17 protein-coding genes and 2 riboswitches are annotated in these 21,842 nt (G+C 71.8%); of the genes, 7 read left to right on the forward strand and 10 right to left on the reverse strand.

Translation table 11 applies throughout. The annotated features are described in order from the left end of the window. Positions 1-55: 55 nt before the first annotated feature. From metE to aceA, 4 genes are all read right to left on the reverse strand, one after another. On the reverse strand, positions 56-2,374 hold the full coding sequence (gene metE / locus ACFWYS_RS23695) for a 5-methyltetrahydropteroyltriglutamate--homocysteine S-methyltransferase (protein ID WP_384772319.1): 2,319 nt from the start codon (positions 2,372-2,374) through the stop codon (positions 56-58). 156 nt (positions 2,375-2,530) lie between these two features. Next, a riboswitch (cobalamin riboswitch) is annotated at positions 2,531-2,755 on the reverse strand. Beyond that, complete coding sequence (locus ACFWYS_RS23700) at positions 2,754-3,626, reverse strand: 3-hydroxybutyryl-CoA dehydrogenase (protein ID WP_384772322.1); 873 nt, start codon at positions 3,624-3,626, stop codon at positions 2,754-2,756. It overlaps the preceding riboswitch by 2 nt. Then, positions 3,623-5,176, reverse strand: a complete 1,554-nt coding sequence (aceB, locus tag ACFWYS_RS23705; RefSeq protein ID WP_384772325.1) for a malate synthase A — start codon at positions 5,174-5,176, stop codon at positions 3,623-3,625. Before aceB ends, ACFWYS_RS23700 begins: the two co-directional genes overlap by 4 nt. Before the next feature lie 121 nt (positions 5,177-5,297). Further along, positions 5,298-6,581, reverse strand: coding sequence for an isocitrate lyase (gene aceA, locus ACFWYS_RS23710; protein WP_384772327.1), 1,284 nt, complete (start codon positions 6,579-6,581; stop codon positions 5,298-5,300). Between the two features lie 268 nt (positions 6,582-6,849). Between aceA and ACFWYS_RS23715 the strand changes: the two genes are divergently transcribed. Further along, the gene (locus tag ACFWYS_RS23715; RefSeq protein ID WP_384772330.1) at positions 6,850-8,361 is read left to right on the forward strand and encodes a short-chain fatty acyl-CoA regulator family protein; all 1,512 of its coding nucleotides are present in this window, start codon (positions 6,850-6,852) and stop codon (positions 8,359-8,361) included. Positions 8,362-8,390: 29 nt separating this feature from the next. Here ACFWYS_RS23715 and ACFWYS_RS23720 read toward each other — a convergent pair whose 3' ends face one another. From ACFWYS_RS23720 to ACFWYS_RS23745, 6 genes are all read right to left on the reverse strand, one after another. After that, entirely contained in the window at positions 8,391-9,887 is a 1,497-nt protein-coding gene (locus ACFWYS_RS23720; protein ID WP_384772333.1) for an APC family permease, read from the reverse strand. A gap of 138 nt (positions 9,888-10,025) precedes the next feature. Then, complete coding sequence (rox, locus tag ACFWYS_RS23725; protein WP_384772336.1) at positions 10,026-11,453, reverse strand: rifampin monooxygenase; 1,428 nt, start codon at positions 11,451-11,453, stop codon at positions 10,026-10,028. Positions 11,454-11,529: 76 nt separating this feature from the next. After that, complete coding sequence (locus tag ACFWYS_RS23730) at positions 11,530-12,396, reverse strand: ATP-binding cassette domain-containing protein (RefSeq protein WP_384772339.1); 867 nt, start codon at positions 12,394-12,396, stop codon at positions 11,530-11,532. Continuing rightward, entirely contained in the window at positions 12,393-13,142 is a 750-nt protein-coding gene (gene cbiQ, locus ACFWYS_RS23735; protein ID WP_384772342.1) for a cobalt ECF transporter T component CbiQ, read from the reverse strand. The genes ACFWYS_RS23730 and cbiQ overlap by 4 nt, the downstream gene beginning before the upstream one ends. Positions 13,143-13,148: 6 nt before the next feature. Beyond that, positions 13,149-13,535 (reverse strand): energy-coupling factor ABC transporter substrate-binding protein, encoded by a 387-nt coding sequence (locus tag ACFWYS_RS23740; protein WP_384772343.1) that lies wholly within the window; start codon positions 13,533-13,535, stop codon positions 13,149-13,151. After that, positions 13,532-14,233, reverse strand: a complete 702-nt coding sequence (locus ACFWYS_RS23745; protein ID WP_384772346.1) for an energy-coupling factor ABC transporter permease — start codon at positions 14,231-14,233, stop codon at positions 13,532-13,534. Before ACFWYS_RS23745 ends, ACFWYS_RS23740 begins: the two co-directional genes overlap by 4 nt. 29 nt (positions 14,234-14,262) lie before the next feature. Beyond that, positions 14,263-14,448, reverse strand: a riboswitch (cobalamin riboswitch). A 100-nt stretch (positions 14,449-14,548) separates the two neighbouring features. On the opposite strand from ACFWYS_RS23745, the gene ACFWYS_RS23750 reads away from it, so the two are divergent. From ACFWYS_RS23750 to ACFWYS_RS23775, 6 genes are all read left to right on the forward strand, one after another. Further along, positions 14,549-15,382 carry a M55 family metallopeptidase gene (locus ACFWYS_RS23750; protein ID WP_384772349.1) on the forward strand — a complete coding sequence of 278 codons (834 nt, stop codon included), beginning with the start codon at positions 14,549-14,551 and terminating at the stop codon, positions 15,380-15,382. Further along, positions 15,375-16,679, forward strand: a complete 1,305-nt coding sequence (locus tag ACFWYS_RS23755; protein WP_384772351.1) for a M20/M25/M40 family metallo-hydrolase — start codon at positions 15,375-15,377, stop codon at positions 16,677-16,679. Before ACFWYS_RS23750 ends, ACFWYS_RS23755 begins: the two co-directional genes overlap by 8 nt. A 17-nt stretch (positions 16,680-16,696) precedes the next feature. Beyond that, entirely contained in the window at positions 16,697-18,649 is a 1,953-nt protein-coding gene (locus ACFWYS_RS23760) for a prolyl oligopeptidase family serine peptidase (RefSeq protein WP_384772354.1), read from the forward strand. A 20-nt stretch (positions 18,650-18,669) separates the two neighbouring features. Next, entirely contained in the window at positions 18,670-19,590 is a 921-nt protein-coding gene (locus ACFWYS_RS23765) for an LD-carboxypeptidase (RefSeq protein ID WP_384772433.1), read from the forward strand. A 152-nt stretch (positions 19,591-19,742) separates the two neighbouring features. Beyond that, positions 19,743-21,521 (forward strand): CocE/NonD family hydrolase, encoded by a 1,779-nt coding sequence (locus ACFWYS_RS23770; RefSeq protein ID WP_384772356.1) that lies wholly within the window; start codon positions 19,743-19,745, stop codon positions 21,519-21,521. Between the two features lie 58 nt (positions 21,522-21,579). Next, complete coding sequence (locus ACFWYS_RS23775) at positions 21,580-21,834, forward strand: DUF1049 domain-containing protein (RefSeq protein ID WP_384772359.1); 255 nt, start codon at positions 21,580-21,582, stop codon at positions 21,832-21,834. The last annotated feature ends 8 nt before the right edge of the window (positions 21,835-21,842 follow it).

The following is a 21,842-nucleotide window of genomic DNA, read 5'->3' on the forward strand; positions in this document are numbered from 1 at the left end:
ACACCCGCGGGGGCCGGGGCGCTCCGGCCCCCCCGGCCCATACCCGGGGCCCCGGTCAGGACGGGGACAACTCCCCTCGGACCGTGCGCGCCGCGGCGACCAGGTTCTCCAGCGAGGCCCGGGTCTCGGGCCAGCCGCGGGTCTTCAGGCCGCAGTCGGGGTTGACCCACAGCCGTTCGGCGGGGATGGCCCGGAGCCCCGTGCGGAGCAGCTCGGCGGCCTCCACCGCGCTCGGGACGCGCGGCGAGTGGATGTCGTACACGCCCGGTCCGGCCTCGCGCGGGTAGCCGTGCGCGGCGAGTTCCCGGGCGACCTGCATATGGGAGCGGGCGGCCTCCAGGCTGATGACGTCGGCGTCGAGGTCGTCGATGGCCTGGACGACGTCCCCGAACTCGGCGTAGCACATGTGCGTGTGGATCTGCGTGTCCGGGCGGACCCCGCCGGTGCTGAGCCGGAACGCCTCGGTCGCCCACGCCAGATACCCGGCACGGTCGGCGGCGCGCAGCGGCAGGGTCTCCCGCAGGGCCGGTTCGTCGACCTGGATCACCGAAGTCCCGCCCGCCTCAAGGTCGCCCACCTCGTCGCGCAGGGCGAGGGCGACCTGGCGGGCCGTCTCCGCGAGCGGCTGGTCGTCGCGGACGAACGACCAGGCGAGCATGGTGACCGGCCCGGTGAGCATGCCCTTGACCGGACGGGAGGTGAGGGACTGGGCGTACGACGTCCAGCGCACCGTCATCGGTACGGGGCGGGAGATGTCGCCGGCCAGGATCGGCGGACGGACGTAGCGGGTGCCGTAGGACTGGACCCAGCCGTGCTGGGTGGCGAGATAGCCGGTCAGCTGCTCGGCGAAGTACTGGACCATGTCGTTGCGTTCGGCCTCGCCGTGCACCAGGACGTCCAGGCCCGCCTTCTCCTGGAAGGCGATCACCTCATGGATCTCGGCCCTGATGCGGTCCTCGTAGCCCGCCGTGTCGATCCGGCCCGCCCTCAAGTCCGCCCGTGCGGTGCGCAGTTCGCCGGTCTGCGGGAAGGAGCCGATGGTGGTGGTCGGCAGCAGCGGCAGACCGAGGTGGGCCCGCTGGGCCGCGGCCCGCTCGGCGTACGGCCGGGAGCGGCGCGCGTCGGCCTCGGTGACGGCGGCGGCACGCGCCCGGACGTCCGGGTTCCGGGTGACCGGGGAACCCGCGCGGGAGGCCAGGTCGGCGCGGTTGGCGGCGAGTTCGGCGGCGATGGTGTCGGTGCCCTGGGCGAGGCCCTTGGCGAGGGTGACGATCTCCCGCGTCTTCTGCTGGGCGAACGCGAGCCAGCGCAGGATCTGCGGTTCGATGTCCCGCTCGGCGGACGCGTCGAGCGGCACATGCAGCAGGGAGCAGGAGGCCGACACATCGACCCGGTCGGCCAGGCCCAGCAGGGTGCCGAGGGTGGCGAGGGACTTCGACAGGTCGTTGACCCAGATGTTGCGCCCGCTCACGACACCGGCGACCAGGCGCTTGCCGGGCAGTCCGCCGACGGCCGCGAGCGCGTCCAGGTTGGCGGCCGCGGACTCCGTGAAGTCCAGCGCGAGCCCCTCGACCGGCGCCTTCGCCAGCACCGGCAGCGCCTCCCCGAGCCGGTCGAAGTACGAGGCGACCAGCAGCTTCGGCCGGTCGGTGAGAGCGCCGAGGTCGCGGTAGGCGCGTTCGGCGGCGTTGAGTTCGGCCGGGGTGCGGTCCTGGACCAGGGCGGGTTCGTCCAGCTGCACCCACTGGGCGCCGGCCGCGCGCAGGTCGGCGAGGATCTCGGCGTACACCGGCAGCAGCCGGTCGAGCAGGGTGAGCGGCTCGAAGTCGGCGGCCACGCCGGGGGCCGGCTTGGCGAGCAGCAGATAGGTCACCGGGCCGACCAGGACCGGCCGGGCCGTCAGACCGAGGGCCACGGCCTCCTCGAACTCGGCGACCTGCTTGGCGGAGTCGGCCACGAACACTGTCTCGGGGCCCAACTCGGGCACCAGATAGTGGTAGTTGGTGTCGAACCACTTGGTCATCTCCAGCGGCGCCACGTCGCTGGTGCCGCGCGCCATCGCGAAGTACCCGTCGAGCGGGTCGGCGGCGACGGCGTCCCGGTGCCGGTCGGGGACGGCGCCGACCATGACGGTGGTGTCGAGGACGTGGTCGTAGTACGAGAAGTCCCCGGTGGGGACCTCGTCGATGCCGGCCTCGGCCAGCTGCCGCCAGTTGCCGGCTCGCAGGCCGGCCGCGGTGGAGCGGAGCTCGTCGGCGGTGACGCGGCCCTTCCAGTAGCCCTCGATCGCCTTCTTCAGTTCCCGGTTCGGGCCCTGCCGGGGGTAGCCGTACACGGTGGTCCGTGCTGCCGCGGCTGCGGACTCGGTGGTCACGGAGATCTCCTTCGCGAGATGAATCCCTGAGATCCCGGCGACGGGGGACGAGAGCGCGAAGGGGTGACGGAACCGGACGGCAACGGCCCCTGGCCGCCCGTTCGGTATGCACGCCGACCCGCCCTCGGGGTCACCGGGATGTCCGCGCGCGGAATCGTCCGCGCACGGGCAGTTGGCAGGTCTTCGGACTCGCGGGCACGTCCTCATCACCCGAGGACACCTACTGGCCGTCGCTTCCCAGGCCCGGTACGTCGGACCCAGTGCGTATGACGGCGGTCGTTCCCGCTCACCGCTGCGGGGCAGTCCCGGATTCCCACCGGGTTCCCTCTTACGACGCATCCCGCCTGGCGGACGGGGCGAACCAGCTGCACCGGCAACCCTAGATGCCGGTGCCGTACATGTGAAACCCTCGCCCGGTCTTACGGCCCAGCAGTCCCGCCTCGACCATCCGCTGGAGCAGCGGGGGAGGGGCGTACAGGGGTTCCCTGAACTCGTCGTACAGCGACTCGGCGATCGAGGCGACCGTGTCGAGGCCGATCAGGTCCGCCAGCCTCAGCGGGCCCATGGGGTGGGCGCAGCCCAGCTCCATGCCGGCGTCGATGTCGGCCGCGGTGGCGAACCCGGACTCCGCCATGCGGATCGCGGCCAGCAGGTAGGGCACGAGCAGCGCGTTGACGACGAAACCGGCGCGGTCCCGGGAGCGGACGACCGTCTTGCCGAGCACCCCGGTGGCGAACTCCTCGACCGCGGCGGCCGTCTCCGGAGCGGTGTGCAGGGAGGTGACGACCTCGACCAGCGGCAGCACGGGCACCGGGTTGAAGAAGTGCAGTCCCACCACGCGGTCGGCGCGGCCGGTGGCCATGGCGAGGCGCATCACGGGCAGGGAGGAGGTGTTGGTCGCGAAGACCGCCGCCGGATCCGCCACGATCTTGTCGAGCGCGGTGAACACCTCCACCTTGGCGTCGGCGTTCTCGACGACGGCCTCGATGACGAGCTGCCGATCCGCCAGGTCTTCCGGACAGCCGGTGAAGACCAGCCGCGTCAGCGCGCCCTGTGCTTCGGCCTCCGTCAACTTGCCCCGCCTGGTGGCCCGTTCCAACGAGGCGGCCACGCGCTCCCGGGCGGCCCGGGCCGCGACGGCGTCGGCCTCGCACACCACGGTGTCCAGCCCGGCCCGGGCACAGACCTCCGCGATCCCGGCCCCCATCTGCCCGCCGCCTACCACGCCGACGCGCCTGAAGTCCCCGCTCATGCCCCCTCCTCCACTCGTCGCACGAGGTGCTGCGTGTACGCGTCCGGGGTGAAGAACAGCGGCAACTCACCCGCCATCGCGGTGCGTTCGAAGAGCGCGCGAATCTCGTCCAACGGCGCCCACGGATCCTCCGCACCCAGCGAAACCAGCTCCTCTTCGAGCAGCCGTACCACCGTCTCCCGCTCGACCACCCGGTGCCGCAGCCACTGCCAGATCTGCACCCGGGCGATCTCCGCGCTCGCCGCGTCCTCCATCAGCCCGTACAGCGCGACGGCACCCCGCCCACGCAGCCAGGCGGCGAAGTACCGCAGCGCCACGGCGACATTGGCTCGCACACCCTCGGCGCTCGGCGGCCCGCCGGTCCGGCGCACCGACAGCAGCTCGGCCGCCGTCACCTCGACCTCGTCACGCGTACGGTCGATCTGGTGGGGCCGGTCCCCGAGGACCCCGTCGAACACCTCCCGGCACAGCTCCACCAGCCCGGGATGCGCGACCCCGGATCCGTCGAAGCCGTCCTCCGCCTCCCGCTCCTTGTCCAGCCGCACCTTGGCGACCGCCGCCTCGTGAGCGGCCGGATCCTTGCCCGGCACCTGGGCGGCCATACCACCGACGGCATGCGCGCCCCGCTTGTGACAGGTACGCACGAGGAGTTCGGTGTACGCCCGCAGGAAGGGCGCCGTCATCGTGACCTGCCCGCGCTCCGGGAGCAGGAAGTCGGTGCGGTGGCCGAAGGTCTTGATCAGGCTGAAGAGATAGTCCCAACGGCCCGCGTTGAGGCCGGAGGAGTGCTCACGCAGCTCGTAGAGGATCTCCTCCATCTCGAAGGCGGCGGTGATCGTCTCGATGAGCACGGTGGCGCGGACCGTGCCGCGCGGGATGCCGAGGAGTTCCTGCGCGGTGACGAAGATGTCGTTCCACAGACGGGCCTCGTACCGGTTCTCCAGCTTCGGCAGGCAGAAGTACGGCCCGTGACCGGCGTCGATCTGACGCCGCGCACCGTGGAAGAAGTACAGCCCGAAGTCCACGAGAGCGGCGGGCACGGGCCGGCCGTCGAACTCCAGATGCTCCTCATCGAGATGCCAGCCCCGCGGCCGGACCACGATGGTGGTGGCGGGCTGCTCGCGATTCTCGATGGCGTCGATCAACGTGAGCTGGCCGTCGATGACGTTGTCCCAGGTGGGGGCGGTGGCATCCGCGAAGTCCGCCATCCACACATCGGCCCCGGAATTGAGCGCGTCGACGGCCGTCCGGCGATCCGGCGGCCCGGCGATCTCCACGCGCCGGTCGGCCAGCCCAGGGGCGGGCGGTGCGACACGCCAGCTGGGATCGGCGCGGATGCCGGAGGTGACCATGGGGAAGTCGAGCGGCGAGCCAGAGCCAAGGCGCAGCGCCTGCCGACGCCGTTCCTTGAGAAGTTCCAGTCGGCGTTCCCCGAAGGCCCCGACCAGCCGGCCGACGAAGTCCAGGGCGGCCGGGGTGAGGACCTCGTCGTGCCGGTGACCGGGAGCGGCGAGCACGCGCAGCCAGTGTGTAAGTGCGGTTGCGGACATGGGGATTCTCCTGAAAAGGGCTGAGGGACCGCGCCCCTCAAAGGGGCGCGGGGCTGTGCTGATATGCGGCTCCGCCGCGCGGGCGCGACCAGCCACAACCGGCCCGCAGCCCGCCCACGACCTAGTGGAACTGCTCCTCCTCGGTCGACCCGGCCAGAGCCGTGGTCGAAGAAGCCGGATTGACAGCAGTCGAAACCAGATCGAAATACCCCGTACCAACCTCCCGCTGATGCCTGACGGCAGTGAACCCATGCTGCTGCGCGGCGAACTCCCGCTCCTGCAGCTCGACATACGCGGTCATACCGTGCTCGGCGTACCCCCGGGCCAGGTCGAACATCCCGTGGTTGAGCGAGTGGAACCCGGCCAGCGTGATGAACTGGAACCGGTACCCCATCGCCCCCAACTCCCGCTGGAACTTGGCGATCTGGTCGTCGTCCAGCGCCGCCTTCCAGTTGAAGGACGGCGAGCAGTTGTACGCCAGCATCTGGTCCGGGTACCGGGCATGGATCGCCTCGGCGAACTCCCGCGCCTGCGCGAGATCCGGCGTACCGGTCTCCACCCAGATCAGGTCGGCGTACGGCGCGTAGGCGAGCCCGCGTGCGATGACCGGCGCCATCCCGTTGCGCACCCGGTAGAACCCCTCCGCCGTCCGCTCCCCGGTCACGAACTCGGCGTCCCGCTCGTCGACGTCACTGGTCAGCAGACTGGCCGCGAGCGCATCCGTACGCGCGACGATGAGCGTCGGCACACCGGCGATGTCGGCGGCCAGCCGGGCCGCGTTCAGGGTGCGGATGTGCTGCGAGGTCGGTACCAGGACCTTGCCGCCGAGGTGGCCGCACTTCTTCTCGGAGGCGAGCTGGTCCTCGTAGTGGATACCGGCGGCCCCCGCCGCGATCATCGCCTTGGTCAGCTCGAACGCGTTGAGCGGGCCGCCGAACCCGGCCTCCGCGTCGGCGACGATCGGCGCGAGCCAGTCGGTCGTGTCCTCGCCGCCCTCCGCGGTGGCGATCTGGTCGGCGCGCAGCAGCGCGTTGTTGATCCGGCGGACCACCTGCGGCACCGAGTTGGCCGGGTACAGGCTCTGGTCGGGGTAGGTGTGCCCGGCCAGGTTGGCGTCGGCGGCGACCTGCCAGCCGGACAGGTAGATGGCCTGGAGTCCGGCCTTGACCTGCTGGACTGCCTGGCCGCCGGTGAGCGCGCCCAGCGCGTGGACGTAGTCGCGCTCGTGCAGCTGCCGCCACAGCCGCTCGGCGCCGCGCCGGGCCAGGGTGTGCTCCTCACGGACGCTGCCGGAGAGCCGTACCACGTCCTCGGCGGTGTAGGTGCGCTCGATGCCCTGCCAGCGCGGGTCGGTGGCCCAGCGCCGCGCGAGTTCCCCGGCCGCCTGCGTGCTCGCCTCTGCCATGACTGTCACCGTCTCCTCGGTCTGTGCTGAGTGCCAATCCGTGTGCCTGGACAGGCAGGGATTGGCACTGCGTGTCTCGTGCTGAGTGCGAACCAGTGCAACTCGCTGGCCGCACCGACGACTTTGGCACTGGCACTGAGTGCCAACAACCGTGGACCGTTGCCAACTTCTGCGAATCTTCCGGCCCTCGTCTGCCAACTTTGCGAAGGGAGGCGGCGGGTGCTCCTCGCGTACGCTGCCCCTGTCCGCACACGGAGGAGGGGCCGAAGTGAGCAAGACCTACGCGGGCGCGCGGCTGCGGCGGCTGCGCGAGGAACGCCGGATGAGCCAGGCCGAACTCGCCCGCGCCCTGGACATCTCCCCGAGCTATCTGAACCAGATGGAGCACGACTCCCGTCCGCTCACCGTGCCCGTGCTGCTGCGGCTGACCGAGACGTTCGGGCTCGACCCGGGCTTCTTCTCCGAACGTGACACGACCCGGCTGGTGGCCGACCTGCGCGAGGCGCTGGCCGGGGAGATCGCCGAGTCCCGGGTCTCCTCGTCCGACCTCGCCGAACTGGCCTCGCGCATGCCGGCGGTGGCGCAGGTGCTGGTCGGACTGGGCCGCCGCAACCAGGCGCTGTCCGAGCGGCTCGCGGACGGGCGCGACACCGGCCACGCGGCGCCGCACTCACCGCACGAGGAGATCCGGGACTTCTTCTACCGCCGCCAGAACTACCTGCACGAGACCGACCTCGCGGCCGAGCACCTCGCCGCCCAGATCGGCATCCGGCCCGGAGAGGTCATCGGCACCCTCGCGGCGAGACTGACCGACGCCCACGGAGTCCGCCTGACCACCGAAGCCGGAGACCGTCCGAACCCCCAATACACCGGCGGTCGACCGCACCCCCATGACACCGGCAGTCGACCGCACTTTCACGACACCGGCAGTCGTCCGCACCCCCACGACACCGACAACCGGCTCCACCACTACGACGCGACGACCCGCACCCTCCACCTCTCCGGCCGCCTCCGCCCCGGCCAGCGCGCCTTCCGGATGGCGACCCAGCTGGCCCTCCTCGAATACGGCGACGACCTGGACCGCCGGGCCGCCGAGGACTTCGAACCCGGCTCGCCCGCCCATGCCCTGGCCCGGATCGGCGTCGCCCACTACTTCGCCGCCGCGCTGATCCTGCCGTACACCGCCTTCCACGCGGCGGCCGAGGAGGTGCGCTACGACATCGAGCGGCTCACCGACCGCTACGGCCTCGGCTACGAGACCGTCTGCCACCGCCTGAGCACCCTCCAACGGCCTCGGCTGCGCGGGGTGCCCTTCTCCTTCGTCCGGGTGGACCGGGCCGGGAACATGTCCAAGCGGCAGTCGGCCAGCGGGTTCCACTTCTCCCGGGCGGGCGGCACCTGCCCGCTGTGGAACGTCTACGAGGCGTTCGCCGCGCCCGGCCGGATCCATGTCCAGATCGCCGAAATGCCGGACGGCCAGCGGTACTTGTGGGCCGCCCGGGTGGTCACCCGGCACCGCGGCGGCTGGGGCGAGCCGGGGCGGACGTACGCCATCGGCCTTGGCTGCGAGATCCGCCATGCCCATCGGCTCGTCTACTCCGACGGCCTCGACCTCGCCAACACCGCCGCGGCCACCCCGATCGGCATGGGCTGTCGCGTCTGCGAGCGCCTCGACTGCCCCCAGCGGGCCGCGCCGCCGCTCGGGCGCCGGCTGCGGATCGACCAGAACAGCAGCACGTTCGTGCCTTATCCGGTCGAGAGCGGGGACGGAGCCGGCTGATCAGGGCCGGCCGAGAGTGACCGGCATCGTCAGTGCTCCCTGTCGCCGTGGACGAGATCGGGGTCGACCACCTCCGGGCGTTCCGCCCAGTAGGCGGGGGCCGTCAGACGCCACACGACCATGAGGATCACACCCGCGAGGGTGATGCCGATGCCGATGACCAGCGGCGGGCCGAGCCCGAACCACGAGACGCCGCTGTAGGAGTTCGCGGGATCGGACATGTCGGAGACCGACTCCACCAGCAGCCAGGCCAGCAGTCCGGCGCCCACCAGGGGGCCGAGGCCGATGAGGACGAAGTGGTGCAGGCTCTCGGTGAGATGGCGGCGGTAGTAGACCGCGCAGGCGACGCCCGTGAGCGCGTAGTAGAACGCGATCAGCAGGGACAGCGCGGTGAGCGAGTCGAAGAGGGCGTTCTCGCTGATCCGGCGGACGGCGATGTACCAGGCGATGGCGATGCCGGCCACCCACCAGGTGCTCACGTCGGGGGTGCGGAACCGTGGGTGGATGTGGGCGAAGTGCCTCGGCAGGGCCTGCCGGCGGGCCATGGACAGTGCCGTACGGGAGGCGGGGATGATGGTCGTCTGCGTCGACGCCAGCCCGGACGTCGAGACCGCGAGCAGGACGACCCAGTCCCAGGCGCCCATCGCCTCGTCGGCGAGCAGGGCGAAGATGAACTCCTCCTCCTCGGCGTTCTCGGCCAGGTACGCCGGTCCGGCGTAGGCCACGACCGCGTAGGCGACCGACACATAGGTCACCAGCAGGATCACCGTCGACCACACGGCCGCCCTGCCGGGAGCGGTGGCGGGGTTCTCGACCTCCTCGGTGAGGTTGACCGCCGACTCCCAGCCCCAGTAGATGAACACGCCCAGCAGCAGACCCGCCGTCAGTTCCGCGCCCCCGGCGCCGAACGGGTCCAGCCAGCTGAGGGCCGGGTCGGCGGAGTCGAGGGTGCCGGTGTCGGCGTAGACCCGGTAGAGCGCCACCACGGCGAAGGCGAGCAGACAGACGACCTGCGCCAGGATGAGGATGTTCTGCACCCTGGCCGACACCTCCGTGCCGATGACGCACACCGCGGTCATCACCAGGATGAGCAGCACCGTGAGCAGCTCGCGCACGAACTCGTTGTCGACCCAGCCGTCCAGGCCGAAGGCGAGCAGGGCGAACGTCACCGCGACGTCCGCCAGCGACCCGATGACCAGGACGCCGGTCATCGTGATGGCCCACCCGCCGAGCCACCCGGCCCACGGACCCATCGCCCGGGTGACCCACGAGAAGGTCGTCCCGCAGTCCTGGTCCGCCCTGTTGAGGTAGTAGAACGCCGATGCGATCAGCAGCATCGGGACGAACGAGGCGAGCATGACGCCGGGGGCGTAGACACCCACGAGGGCCACCACCGGGCCGATGGCCGCGGCCAGCGAGTACGCGGGTGACGTCGCGTTGAGCCCGATGACGAGCGCGTCGACGAAACCGATCGCATCGGCCTTCAGCCCTTCGGGCGGCTGAGTGTCCATGGTGCCGTCGGCCATGCTCCCTCGCTTCGGTCGTGGGTGACCTCATCAAACAGGGAGCGGTGGGGGCCGCCGGGTCTTTGCCGTCCGGTCGCGGGGTGTATCACCCATGTGCACACCCCCGGCCGGACGGCCGACCGGCCCATGCCCGCGCGCTCAGCCGGACGCGGCGCCGAACCACCGCGGCAGCTGCCCGAGCAGACCCCGCTGGTCCTCGCCGGCCCACGCCACATGTCCGTCCGGCCGCAGCAGCACCGCGGGTACGTCCAGCTCGTCGCTGACGTCGGCGACATGGTCGACCCGGTCCGCCCAGCCCGCCACCGAGAGCCGGCCGGTCTGGTCGAGCAGCAGCCCGCGGCCGCCGTGCGTCAGCGCGTACAGCCGCCCCCGCTTCAGCTTCACGTCCCGCAGCCGCCGGCCGAGCAGTTCATGTCCCTCACCGAAGTCGTAGCGGACCCCGATCGCCGTGATCTTCTCGATCAGGTACCGGTTCACCTCGTCGAAGTCCATCAGTTCCGACAGCAGCCGGTGCACCGCCCGGGGGCCCGGCTCGGTGGACATCAGGTGCATCATGGCGCGGGTGTCGTCCAGCACGTCGCCGGCCACCGGGTGCCGCTCGGCGTGGTAGCTGTCCAGCAGCCCTTCCGGCGCCCACCCGTTCACCTCGGCGGCCAGCTTCCAGCCCAGGTTGAACGCGTCCTGGATGCCCAGGTTGAGGCCCTGCCCGCCGGTCGGGGGATGGATGTGCGCGGCGTCGCCGGCCAGCAGCACCCGGCCGACCCGGTAGCGCTCGGCCTGCCGGGTGGCGTCGCCGAAGCGGGACAGCCAGCGCGGCGAGTGCACCCCGAAGTCGGTGCCGGCGACCGCCCGCAGCTGCCGCTCGACCTCCTCGAAGGTCGGCGGTACCGAGCGGTCCTCGGCCACCCCCTCGGCGGGTACGACCACGCGGTACACCCCGTCCCCGAGGGGCACGGCACCGAACCTCTTCTGGGTCCTGCGGACTTCGGCCGTCACGGCCGCCAGCGTCTTTGGCGGCGCGGTCAGCTCCATCTCGCCCAGCAGCGTGTCGACCCTGGACGGCTCTCCCGGGAAGCCGACCCCGAGCAGCTTGCGCACCGTGCTGCGCCCGCCGTCGCAGCCGGCCAGATAGCGGGACCGCAGCCGTGTGCCGTCGGCCAGTTCGGCGGTCACACCGTCCTCGTCCTGGCTCAGCCCGACCAGCTCGCAGCCCCGCCGGATCTCGACGCCGAGCTCCCCGGCGCGCTCGGCCAGCAGCCGGTCGGTGACGGGCTGCGGGATACCGAGGACGTACCCGTGTGCGGTGTCCATCCCGGTCGGCCACGGCTTCTCGATGCCGGCGAAGAAGCCGCCGACCTCGTGCCGCCGGCCGTGCGCGAGGAACCGCTCCAGCAGACCGCGCTGGTCCAGCACCTCGATGCTGCGCACATGCAGGCCGAGCGCGCGGACGACCGGGGTCGGCTCCGGATCCCTCTCCAGCACGACCACGCGCACACCGTGCAGCCGCAGCTCACAGGCCAGCATCACACCGGTCGGTCCGCCACCGGCGACGATCACGTCGATCATCACAACCCCCTGTCTTCGGCCGGAGGTACTTGTCTACAGGGGCGTCGGCTGGCAGCGGTGTCGTTCGGGAGCGGTGTCAGCCGTCGGCCGGCAGTGCGCGGGCCGTGTGGCCCGCCGCCAGCGCGGCCAGCTCCTCCGGGGCGCGCGGACCGGGCGCCGAGTCGTCCAACAGGCCGTGTGCGCGCAGCAGTTGGGCCGCCGCGATCCCCCAGGGCAGCCGCAGCCCCGCCTGCCGGAGGAGGTCGGTTCGGGACAGCATCGTGGCCGCCGGGCCGGTGCGTACGCCGGTCGGGGTGAGGAGTGCCGTGTCGTCGGCCCAGCGCAGGGCGAGGTCGACGTCGTGGGTGGCCATCACCACCGTGGTGCCGGACGCGCGCAGCACGTCGAGGGTGGCCAGCAGGCGTTCCTGGCCGTCGGGGTCGAGCCCGGCGGTCGGCTCGTCCAGGATCAGCACCCGGGGCCGCATCGCCACGGCGCCCGCGATGGCCGTGCGCTTGCGCTGCCCGTACGACAGCAGGTGCGTGGGCCGGTCGGCGAGCGCGGTGATGTCCAGGGCGGTGAGCGCCTCCTCGACCCGGGCCCGCACCTCGGCGTCGGACAGGCCGAGGTTCAGCGGGCCGAAGGAGACGTCCTGGGAGACGGACGCGGCGAAGAGCTGGTCGTCGGGGTCCTGCACCACCAGCTGGACCGTCGTCCGCAGCCGGGTCAGCCCCTTGCGGTCGTAGCGGACCGGCGTGCCGGCCACCGTCAACCGGCCGTCGTGCGGCCTGAGCCCGCCGCTGAGCAGCCGCATCAGCGTGGTCTTGCCGGTGCCGTTGCGGCCGAGCAGCGCCAGCGCGCGCCCCTCGTGCACATCGAAGTCGAGGTCGCTGAGGACACGAGGACCGTCCTCGTATGCATAGGACGCGCCCCGCAGGGCGACCAGGGCGGTGGGCTCGCTCATGGCAGGGCCTTCTCCAGTACGAGGGTGAGGGCGGCCAGCGCCGCGAGGAGCGCGCAACTGGCGGCCGTGAAGCGGACGGAGACCCGGGCCGGCGGCACCAGGACGCGCAGCGTGCCGTCGTAGCCCCGCCCGGCCAGACCGGCCTGGAGCCGGGCCGCCCGGTCGAAGGCCCGGACGAACGCGGTGGCACCGAGCCCGGCCAGCGAGCGCCACTCCGCGGCCCGGCCGGTGTGCCCGAGCCGGGCGGCCTGGGCGTCCCGGATGCGGCGTACGGAGTCCAGCAGCAGGAAGCTCATGCGGTACGTCACCAGCGCGACGTCGACGACGGCCGCGGGCACGCCCGCCTTCACCAGGCGGGGGAGCAGGTCGGACATCGGGGTGGTGAAGGCGAACAGCAGCACGCCGAGGGAGGCCGCCGAGGTGCGCAGCATCAGCTCACCGGCCCGTTGCGGCCCGCCGTCGGCGAGGGCGACGAAGCCGTCCGGTCCGCCGACCTGGACGAGCAGCGTGAGCGCGCCGGTCACACAGAAGCCCAGCGGTACACGGTAGGCGCGCCACAGCCGGCGGCCCGGCACGCCCGCCGGTCCCAGCAGCACCGCCAGCGCGGTGAGCAGGACCAGTGCGGCGCCCGGCCAGGGTGGCAGCGAGATCGCGAGCACGGTGAGGCCGAGTCCGAGCACGGCCTTGTCCACGGGGTGACGGCGGCGCCAGCGACTGCTGTGCGCCGCCGCGTCGATCGGCAGCACGCGGGGTCAGTCCTGTTCGGTGGGGGACTTCCCGGCGGTGCCGCCGGACACGCTCTCGGCCTCCCGCTCCCGTTCCAGCTCCCGCTTCAGGGCCCGCTCCGCACCCTGCCGCCGTCCCCGGTGCAGGCCGAAGTAGTAGGCGAGGACACCGGCGCCGAGGGCCGCCTGGAGGGAGAACAGGGCCGACTCGATCTCACCGGACGGCGGCTCGTACAGCGGGGAGAACCACGGCTCGTAGTCCGGCTCGATCTCCGTGATGGCCGTCTCCGCCTCACCGTCGGCGCCGGTGAACGGCTCCTCCTTGTGGTCGCCGAGGCCGAGGGCCAGCGGCAGCACGGCGAGCGCGGCCACGACGACCAGCAACAGGATATTGATCTTGGTGTTCCTGCTCATGGGGCTACCGCCTCCGACTCGGTCCCGGACCGCTTCTTGGCGAGGAGTACGCCCAGCCGGGTCAGTTCCCCCTTGCTGGACTGCACCAGCAGCCGCATCACCAGCACCGTGAGCAGGCCCTCGCTCACCGCGAGCGGGATCTGGGTGAGGGCGAAGATGGAGCCGAACTTGCCGAGCGCGCCCAGGAATCCGCTGCCCGGGTCGGGGAAGGCGAGCGCCAGCTGGACGCTGGTCACGCAGTAGGTGGACAGGTCGGCGACGAACGCGCCGAAGAACACGGCGACCATCAGCGGCACGTCGTAGCGCCGCAGCAGTTTGTAGATCGCGTATCCGGCCCAGGGCCCGACGATCGCCATGGAGAAGACGTTGGCGCCGAGCGTGGTCAGGCCGCCGTGTGCCAGGAGCAGCGCCTGGAAGAGCAGGGTGATGGTGCCCAGGACCGCCATGATCGGTGGCCGGAACAGGATGGCGCCCAGGCCCGTGCCGGTGGGGTGCGAGCAGCTCCCGGTCACCGAGGGCAGCTTCAGCGCGGACAGGACGAAGGTGAAGGCTCCGGAGGCGCCGAGGAGCAGCGTGCTCTCCGGGTGCTCCCGTACCTCACGGGTGAGTGACCGGACTCCGTGGACTACGAAGGGCGCGGACGCGACGCCCCAGGCGACCGCGTGCGCCGGAGGCAGAAAACCCTCGGCTATGTGCATGGCTCAGCAGACCCTCTCCAGCACCTCGTGGATGGTTGACGTGCCTTGGCCGGTCTCCTGGCTGACGGGTACCACCGCCCGTGCTCCGCCTTCCCGGGTCCCTAAAACCCAGTGGCTGCCCGTCAGGGCCGGAGCCGGACTTCCCGATTCACAGTGGCGAGGGCCGCACCGGCATCACACCGGATTTCCCGTTCACCAAGGCGTGGTGACATTAGTGCCCGTGCACGGCGGCTGACAAGCGCGCCCCGGGGGCGGGAAAGGGGCGTTCGCCCGCTTCATGGCGGGTTCCCCCGGCGGCGCGTAACGTGACGGAGCATGAAGATCCTCATCAGCGCGGACATGGAGGGCGCCACCGGCGTGACCTGGCCGGACGACGTGATGCCGGGTGCTCCGCAGTGGGAGCGGTGCCGCTCGCTGTTCACCTCGGACGTCAACGCCGCCGTACTCGGCTTCTTCGACGGCGGCGCCGACGACGTCCTCATCAACGAGGCGCACTCGACCATGCGCAATCTGCTGCTCGAACAGCTCGACGAGCGGGCGCAGATGCTGACCGGCCGGCACAAGGCGCTGTCCATGGTCGAGGGCGTGCAGCACGGCGACGTGGACGGCATCGCCTTCGTCGGCTACCACGGAGGCGCCGGCATGGAGGGCGTCCTCGCCCACACCTACCTCGCGAACTCCATCACCGGGGTGTGGCTGAACGACGTACGGGCGAGCGAGGGCCTGCTGAACGCGCATGTCGTCGCCGAGTACGGCGTGCCCGTCGTGCTCGTCACCGGGGACGACGTGGCCTGCGAGGACGCGCTCGGATACGCGCCCGAGGCGCTGAAGGTCGCCGTCAAGGACCATGTCTCGCGCTACGCCGCCGTGTGCCGTACGCCGGCCAGGACCGCCGCCGACATCCGCGCGGCGGCCAAGGAGGCGGCCGTGCTGGCGGTCCGTCAGCAGCCGGTGAGCGGCGGCCCGTTCACCGTCGCGGTCGAGTTCGACGCCGAGCATCTCGCGATGGCCGCGACCGTCGTCCCGGGTGTCGAACGTATCGGCGAGCGAAAGGTGGCGTACACCAGCGAGCGGATGTACGAGGGAATCCGTACCTTCAAGGCGGTCACCACTATCGTCTCGGCCGCGGTGGAGGAGCAGTATGGCTGACGAGCAGGCACTGGACGAGGTCGTCACGTTCACGTCCGACCTCATCCGCATCGACACGACCAACCGGGGCGGCGGCGACTGCCAGGAGCGCCCCGCCGCCGAGTACGCCGCCGCGCTGCTGGCCGAAGCGGGCCTGGAGCCCACGCTGCTGGAGCGCACCAAGGGCCGGACCAATGTCGTCGCCCGGATCGAGGGCACCGACCCGGCGGCGGACGCCCTGCTCGTGCACGGTCATCTGGACGTGGTGCCCGCGCAGGCCGGCGAGTGGAGCGTGCACCCCTTCTCCGGGGAGGTCCGCGACGGGGTCGTGTGGGGCCGGGGCGCGGTCGACATGAAGGACATGGACGCGATGATCCTGGCCGTCGTCCGGTCCTGGGCCCGCGCGGGCGTACGGCCCCGGCGCGACGTCGTGATCGCGTTCACCGCGGACGAGGAGGCCAGCGCCGAGGACGGCTCCGGATTCCTCGCCGACCGGCACGCCGGGCTGTTCGAGGGCTGCACCGAGGGCATCGGCGAGTCCGGCGCGTTCACCGTCCATGACGGCGGTGGCCGCCAGATCTATCCGCTCGCGGCGGGGGAGCGCGGCACCGGCTGGCTCAAACTCACGGCCCGCGGGCGCGCCGCGCACGGCTCCCGGCCCAACCGGGAGAACGCGGTGACCCGCCTCGCCGCCGCCGTCACCCGCATCGGCGCCCACCGGTGGCCGGTCCGTCTGACCCCCACGGTCCGCGCCGCCCTCACCGAACTCGCCGCGCTGTACGGCCTGGAGGCCGACCTGGACGACGTCGACGGCCTGCTGGAGAAGCTCGGCCCGGTGGCGGCGCTGGTGGAGGCGACCGTCCGCAACAGCGCCAACCCGACCATGCTGGAGGCGGGTTACAAGGTCAACGTGATCCCGGGGGAGGCGGTGGCCTACGTCGACGGCCGGTATCTGCCTGGCGTCGAGGACGAGTTCCGCGCAACCATCGATGAGCTCACCGGTCCCGACGTGGAGTGGGAGTTCCACCATCGTGAGGTGGCCCTCCAGTCGCCGGTGGACTCGCCGACGTACGCCCGGATGCGCGCCGCCGTCGAGGAGTTCGCGCCCGAGGGCCACGTGGTGCCGTACTGCATGCCCGGCGGTACGGACGCCAAGCAGTTCTCGCGGCTCGGCATCACCGGATACGGCTTCTCGCCGCTCAGGCTGCCGGAGGGCTACGACTACGGGGCCATGTTCCACGGCGTCGACGAGCGGGTGCCGGTCGAGGCACTGCACTTCGGCGTCCGGGTGCTCGACCGCTTTCTGCGCGCGGCCTAGGCGAGTTGGGAGAGACAGTGCGGACGCTGGCGTACGGTTCCTGGCCCTCGCCCATCGACGCGGCCCTCGCCGCGGCGAACGAGGGGCACCCCGAGTACGTGGGCTTCGTCGGCGACGAGGCGTGGTGGACCGAGCCGCGGCCGGCCGAGGGCGGGCGGCGCACCCTGGTGCGGCGCCGCGCCGACGGCACGGAGGTCCCGGTGCTGCCCGCGCCGTGGAACGTGCGCAGCCGGGTTGTCGAGTACGGCGGACAGCCCTGGGCGGGCGCGGTGGTCGACGGCCGGTGGCTCGTCGTCTTCGTCGACTTCGCCGACCAGCGGCTCTACCGGTACGAGGAGGGCGGCGAGCCGCGTCCGATCACGCCCGTGTCGTCGGTGGGCGGCGGACTGCGCTGGGTGGAGCCGCGGTTGCGACTCGACCTCGGTGAAGTCTGGTGCGTGCTGGAGGAGTTCACGGGGGAGGGGCCGACCGATGTGCGGCGCGTCCCGGTGGCCGTCCCGCTGAACGGCTCGGCGGCCGAGGACCGCGACGCCGTACGCGAACTCACCGACGCCCGGCACCGGTTCGTCACCGGCCCCCGTATCTCCCCCGACGGACGGCGCGCGGCGTGGCTCGCCTGGGATCATCCGCGGATGCCGTGGGACGGGACGGAACTGCTGGTCGCCGAGGTCGGCGCCGACGGCACACTGGGCCGGCCGCACATCGTCGCCGGTGGACCGGAGGAGTCCATCGCACAGGTCGACTGGTCGCCGGACAACCGTCTGCTGTACGCGACCGACCGCACGGGGTGGTGGAACCTCTACCGCGACGGCGAACCGCTCTGCCCCCGCGAGGAGGAGTTCGGCGGCCCGCTGTGGAAACTGGGCCTGCGCTGGTTCGCCCCGCTGGACAGCGGGTTGATCGCGGTCGTGCACGGTCGCGGGTCGACGGCCCTCGGGATCCTGGACCCCGAATCCGGCGAGATCGTCGACGCCGCCGGGCCCTGGACCGAGTTCGCGCCCACGCTCGCCGTGAGCGGCGAGCGGGTCGTGTCCGTCGGTGCCAGTCCGCGCAGCGCCCACGAGGTGGTCGAGCTGGACACGCGGGCCGGCCGGTCCCGGGTGATCGGAGCCGCGCACGACGACGCCGTGGACCCGGCCTACTACCCCGAACCGCTGATCCGCACCTTCACCGGCCCCGCCGGGGACGAGATCCACGCCCACGTCTACCCGCCCCACAACCCTGGCTGCGTGGCCCCCGGCGGCACACCGCCGCCGTATGTCGTCTGGGCGCACGGCGGCCCCACCGACCGGGCGCCGCTCGTACTCGACCTGGCCATCGCCTACTTCACCTCGCGCGGCATCGGTGTCGCCGAGGTCGACTACGGCGGTTCCAGCGGGTACGGCAGGGAGTACCGCAACCGGCTGCGCGAGCAGTGGGGCGTGGTCGACGTCGAGGACTGCGCGGCCGTCGCGCTCGCCCTCGCCGACGAGGGCACCGCCGACCGCGGCCGGATCGCCGTCCGGGGCGGCAGCGCGGGCGGCTGGACCGCGGCCGCGTCGCTCACCATGACCGACGTCTACGCCTGCGGCACGATCCTCTACCCGATCCTCGACCTCGCAGGCTGGGGCACGGGCGAGACCCACGACTTCGAGTCCCAGTACCTGGAGTCGCTGGTCGGCCCGCTCGCCGAGGCACCCACGCGTTACGCCGAGCGTTCACCCGTCGCGCACGCCGACCGCGTCACCGCGCCCTTCCTGCTGCTCCAGGGCCTGGACGACGTGATCTGCCCGCCCGCCCAGTGCGAGCGGTTCCTGGCCCAAATGGAGGGGCGCGGAGTGCCGCACGCCTACATCGCCTTCGAAGGGGAGGGCCACGGGTTCCGGCGGGCGGAGACGATGATCCGGGTCCTGGAGTCCGAACTCTCCCTGTACGCCCAGGTCTTCGGGCTCAACCCGCCCGGGATCCCGAAGCTGGAGCTCGCCAAGTGAACCATCCCGTCCGGCCTCTCATGCGGCCCGCCCGACTCGCCCCCGGCGCCCGCGTGGCCGTCGTCGCCCCCAGCGGACCCGTGCCCGAGGAGCGGCTCCAGGCCGGGCTGGATGTACTGCGCGGCTGGGACCTCGACCCGGTGGTGACGCCCCATGTGCTGGACCGGCACAGGGAGTTGGACTACCTCGCGGGTACGGACGAGGCCCGTGCCGCCGATCTGCAACGCGCCTGGTGCGACCCTTGCGTGGACGCCGTGCTCTGTGCCCGGGGCGGCTACGGGACGCAGCGCATGGTCGATCTGCTCGACTGGGCGGCGATGCGGGCGGCCGGGCCCAAGGTGTTCGTGGGCTTCAGCGACATCACCGTGCTGCACGAGGCGTTCGCCATGCGGCTGGGGCTGGCCACGCTGCACGGGCCGATGGCGGCGGGCATCGACTTCGTCAAGAACGCGCGGGCACAGGAGCATCTGAGGGCCACGCTGTTCGAGCCGGAGTCGGTGCGCACCCTGACCTCCACGACCTCCACCGGCTCCGCCCTGGTCCCGGGCCGGGCGCGCGGTGTCACACTCGGCGGCTGCCTCAGCATGCTCGCCGCCGAGATCGGCGTCCCGCACGCCCGGACCTCCGCGCAGGGCGGTCTGCTCTGCCTGGAGGACGTGGGCGAGGAGACCTACCGGCTGGACCGCTACCTCACCCAACTCCTGCGCGCCGGCTTCCTCGACGGGGTGCGCGGCGTGCTGCTCGGGTCGTGGCACGACTGCGACCCGTACGACCGGGTGCGCGCCCTGCTGGCCGACCGGCTCGGCGGGCTCGGGGTGCCCGTCGTGGAGGAGTTCGGCTTCGGCCACTGCGAAGGCGCGCTGACGCTGCCCTTCGGGGTGATGGCCGAACTCGACGCCGACGCGGGCACATTGACGCTGGACGAACCTGCCTTGCGCTGAACCGGCGTCGGCAGACCTTCACTGAATATCCGTCAAGTAACTCGGTCACGCCGATTGACCTGCTCTGACACGTGTCACACCATGGCAACCGGCCAGTCCTTACTGGCTGGTAAGCAGGGCTGTCCTCAGCGTGCCTCAGTGTGGAGGTCTTCGTGTCCCGTCGCGTGCCCAGATCCCGAACCCCCCTCGCTCTCGTTCTCGGCGCCACGCTCACCGCCCCCCTCACCCTCACCGCACCGGCCGCCGCCGCGACCGGCCAGTTCACCGTCACCGCCCTGAAGTTCACCGTCCAGGCGGGCGGCCGTACCTGCACCGTCGACGCCGATCTGTACCGGCCCGCCGACGTGGACCGGGCCCGGCCCGCACCCGCCGTACTCGCCACCAACGGCTTCGGCGGCAGCAAGTCCGACGGCTCGACCGGCGCCGTCGGCAAGGCCTTCGCCCAGCGCGGCTACGTCGCCCTCGTCTACTCCGGGCTCGGCTTCGGCAGGTCCGGCTGTCTGATCGCGCTCGACGACCCCGCCATCGACGGCGTCGCCGCCGCACGGCTGGTCGACTTCCTCGGCGGCACCCGCGCCGCCGACGACGGCACCAAGGCCGACTTCGTCACCCTCGACGCCCCCGGCGACCCGCGCGTCGGCATGCTCGGCGGCTCCTACGGCGGGGCCATCCAACTGGCCACGGCCGCCGTCGACCGGCGTCTCGACGCCCTGGTGCCGATGATCACCTGGAACGACCTCGCCTACGCCCTCGACCCCAACAACGCCGCAGGCGGCGGCAGCGTGCCCGGAGCCTTCAAATGGCAGTGGGCCAACGCCTTCTACCTCATCGGCGAGGGCCAGCCCCTGACGGAACCGAACCTCGACCCGTCCCGCATCAACTCCCTGGCCTGTCTGCACTTCGTCACCAAGGCCTGCGACACCATCCGCACCCTCAACTCCGGCCGCTACCCGGCGAAACAGACGGCCGAACTGCTCGCCTACGCCCGCGGCGTCTCACCGGTGTCGTACCTGAACCGCGTCAAGGCACCCACCCTCCTCGTCCAGGGCCAGGCCGACAGCCTCTTCAACCTCAACGAGGCGACGGCGACGTACAAGACACTCAAGGCCCAGGGGACGCCGGCCAAGATGATCTGGCAGTCCTGGGGCCACAGCGGCGGCCGCACCGACCCGGCCTCCGGTGAACTCAACATCGCCCAGGGCAACCTGGAGACCAGCTACGTCGGCCGCCGCATCCTCGCCTGGTTCGACCGCTACCTGGGCAAGCGGAACGTCGACACCGGACCGGCCTTCGCCTACTACCGCGACTGGATCACCGACCCGAACGGCACCTACGCCACCGCCGACCAGGTCCCCGTGCCCGGCCGGACCCTGTACCTCTCCGGCGACGGCAAACTCGTCGACAACCGCCGGAAAGTGGCGCGCGGCAGCCGTACGTACACCAACTGGCTCGTCCCGACGAGTCACTCGGAGAGCTCGCTGGCCGGAGCACTCGGGATCCCCGACCCGGCGCCCTACGACACCAAGGGCACCCACCTCGGCTGGACCAGCGAGCCCCTCGCCCGCACCACCGACGTGGTGGGGGCACCACGGGCCACGCTGAGGGTCGTCTCCCCGACGGCGGAACGGACCCAGCACTCCGGGGACGCCGCCGACAAGCTCGTCCTGTTCGCCAAGCTGTACGACGTCGCGCCCGACGGCACCCAGACCCTGGTGCACCGGCTGGTCGCGCCGGTGCGTGTGCCCGACGTCACGCAGCGTTTCACCGTGACCCTGCCGGGGATCGTGCACCGGTACGAAAAGGGGCACAGGCTGCGGTTCGTGATCGCGGCGAGTGACGACGCCTACTTCGGGAACCGGGGGATCAAACCGGTGACCGTGGTCAGCGCGCCGAAGGACACCGGGGTGCTCCGGCTGCCGGTGATCGACTGAGGGAGCCGGCCGGGCACTCACCGTGCGTGATCGCGTCCGAGGGAGCATCCTTGGTGGTATGACCGCGAAGACGTCGGAGAGCGGCACCAAGGCCGGCGGGAAGCGGGGTGGCCTGGCCGGGGCGATGACCCCTGCCAGGATCACCGTGCTGGTGCTCGTCGCCCTCGCGCTGATCTTCATCTTCGAGAACACCGACGAGACCGAGATCCGGCTGCTGATCCCCCTGGTGACGATGCCGCTGTGGCTGGCCCTGCTGGCCATGGGCATCATCGGCGCGTTGTTCGGGGCGTATTTCATGCGACGGCGTCGTTAGCCGACCGT

The sequence above is a fragment of the Streptomyces sp. NPDC059010 genome (assembly GCF_042740355.1).
Taxonomy (GTDB): Bacteria; Actinomycetota; Actinomycetes; order Streptomycetales; family Streptomycetaceae; genus Streptomyces.

Bases quoted from the DNA above. Each gene is read 5' to 3' on its own strand.
- ACFWYS_RS23755 (WP_384772351.1), top strand. From the start codon at position 15,375: ATGGCTGACGAGCAGGCACTGGACGAGGTCGTCACGTTCACGTCCGAC.
- ACFWYS_RS23740 (WP_384772343.1), bottom strand. From the start codon at position 13,535: ATGAGCAGGAACACCAAGATCAATATCCTGTTGCTGGTCGTCGTGGCC.
- rox (WP_384772336.1), bottom strand. From the start codon at position 11,453: ATGATCGACGTGATCGTCGCCGGTGGCGGACCGACCGGTGTGATGCTG.
- ACFWYS_RS23720 (WP_384772333.1), bottom strand. From the start codon at position 9,887: ATGGCCGACGGCACCATGGACACTCAGCCGCCCGAAGGGCTGAAGGCC.
- ACFWYS_RS23775 (WP_384772359.1), top strand. From the start codon at position 21,580: ATGACCGCGAAGACGTCGGAGAGCGGCACCAAGGCCGGCGGGAAGCGG.
- aceA (WP_384772327.1), bottom strand. From the start codon at position 6,581: ATGGCAGAGGCGAGCACGCAGGCGGCCGGGGAACTCGCGCGGCGCTGG.
- ACFWYS_RS23730 (WP_384772339.1), bottom strand. From the start codon at position 12,396: ATGAGCGAGCCCACCGCCCTGGTCGCCCTGCGGGGCGCGTCCTATGCA.
- ACFWYS_RS23700 (WP_384772322.1), bottom strand. From the start codon at position 3,626: ATGAGCGGGGACTTCAGGCGCGTCGGCGTGGTAGGCGGCGGGCAGATG.
- ACFWYS_RS23750 (WP_384772349.1), top strand. From the start codon at position 14,549: ATGAAGATCCTCATCAGCGCGGACATGGAGGGCGCCACCGGCGTGACC.
- ACFWYS_RS23765 (WP_384772433.1), top strand. From the start codon at position 18,670: ATGCGGCCCGCCCGACTCGCCCCCGGCGCCCGCGTGGCCGTCGTCGCC.
- aceB (WP_384772325.1), bottom strand. From the start codon at position 5,176: ATGTCCGCAACCGCACTTACACACTGGCTGCGCGTGCTCGCCGCTCCC.
- ACFWYS_RS23745 (WP_384772346.1), bottom strand. From the start codon at position 14,233: ATGCACATAGCCGAGGGTTTTCTGCCTCCGGCGCACGCGGTCGCCTGG.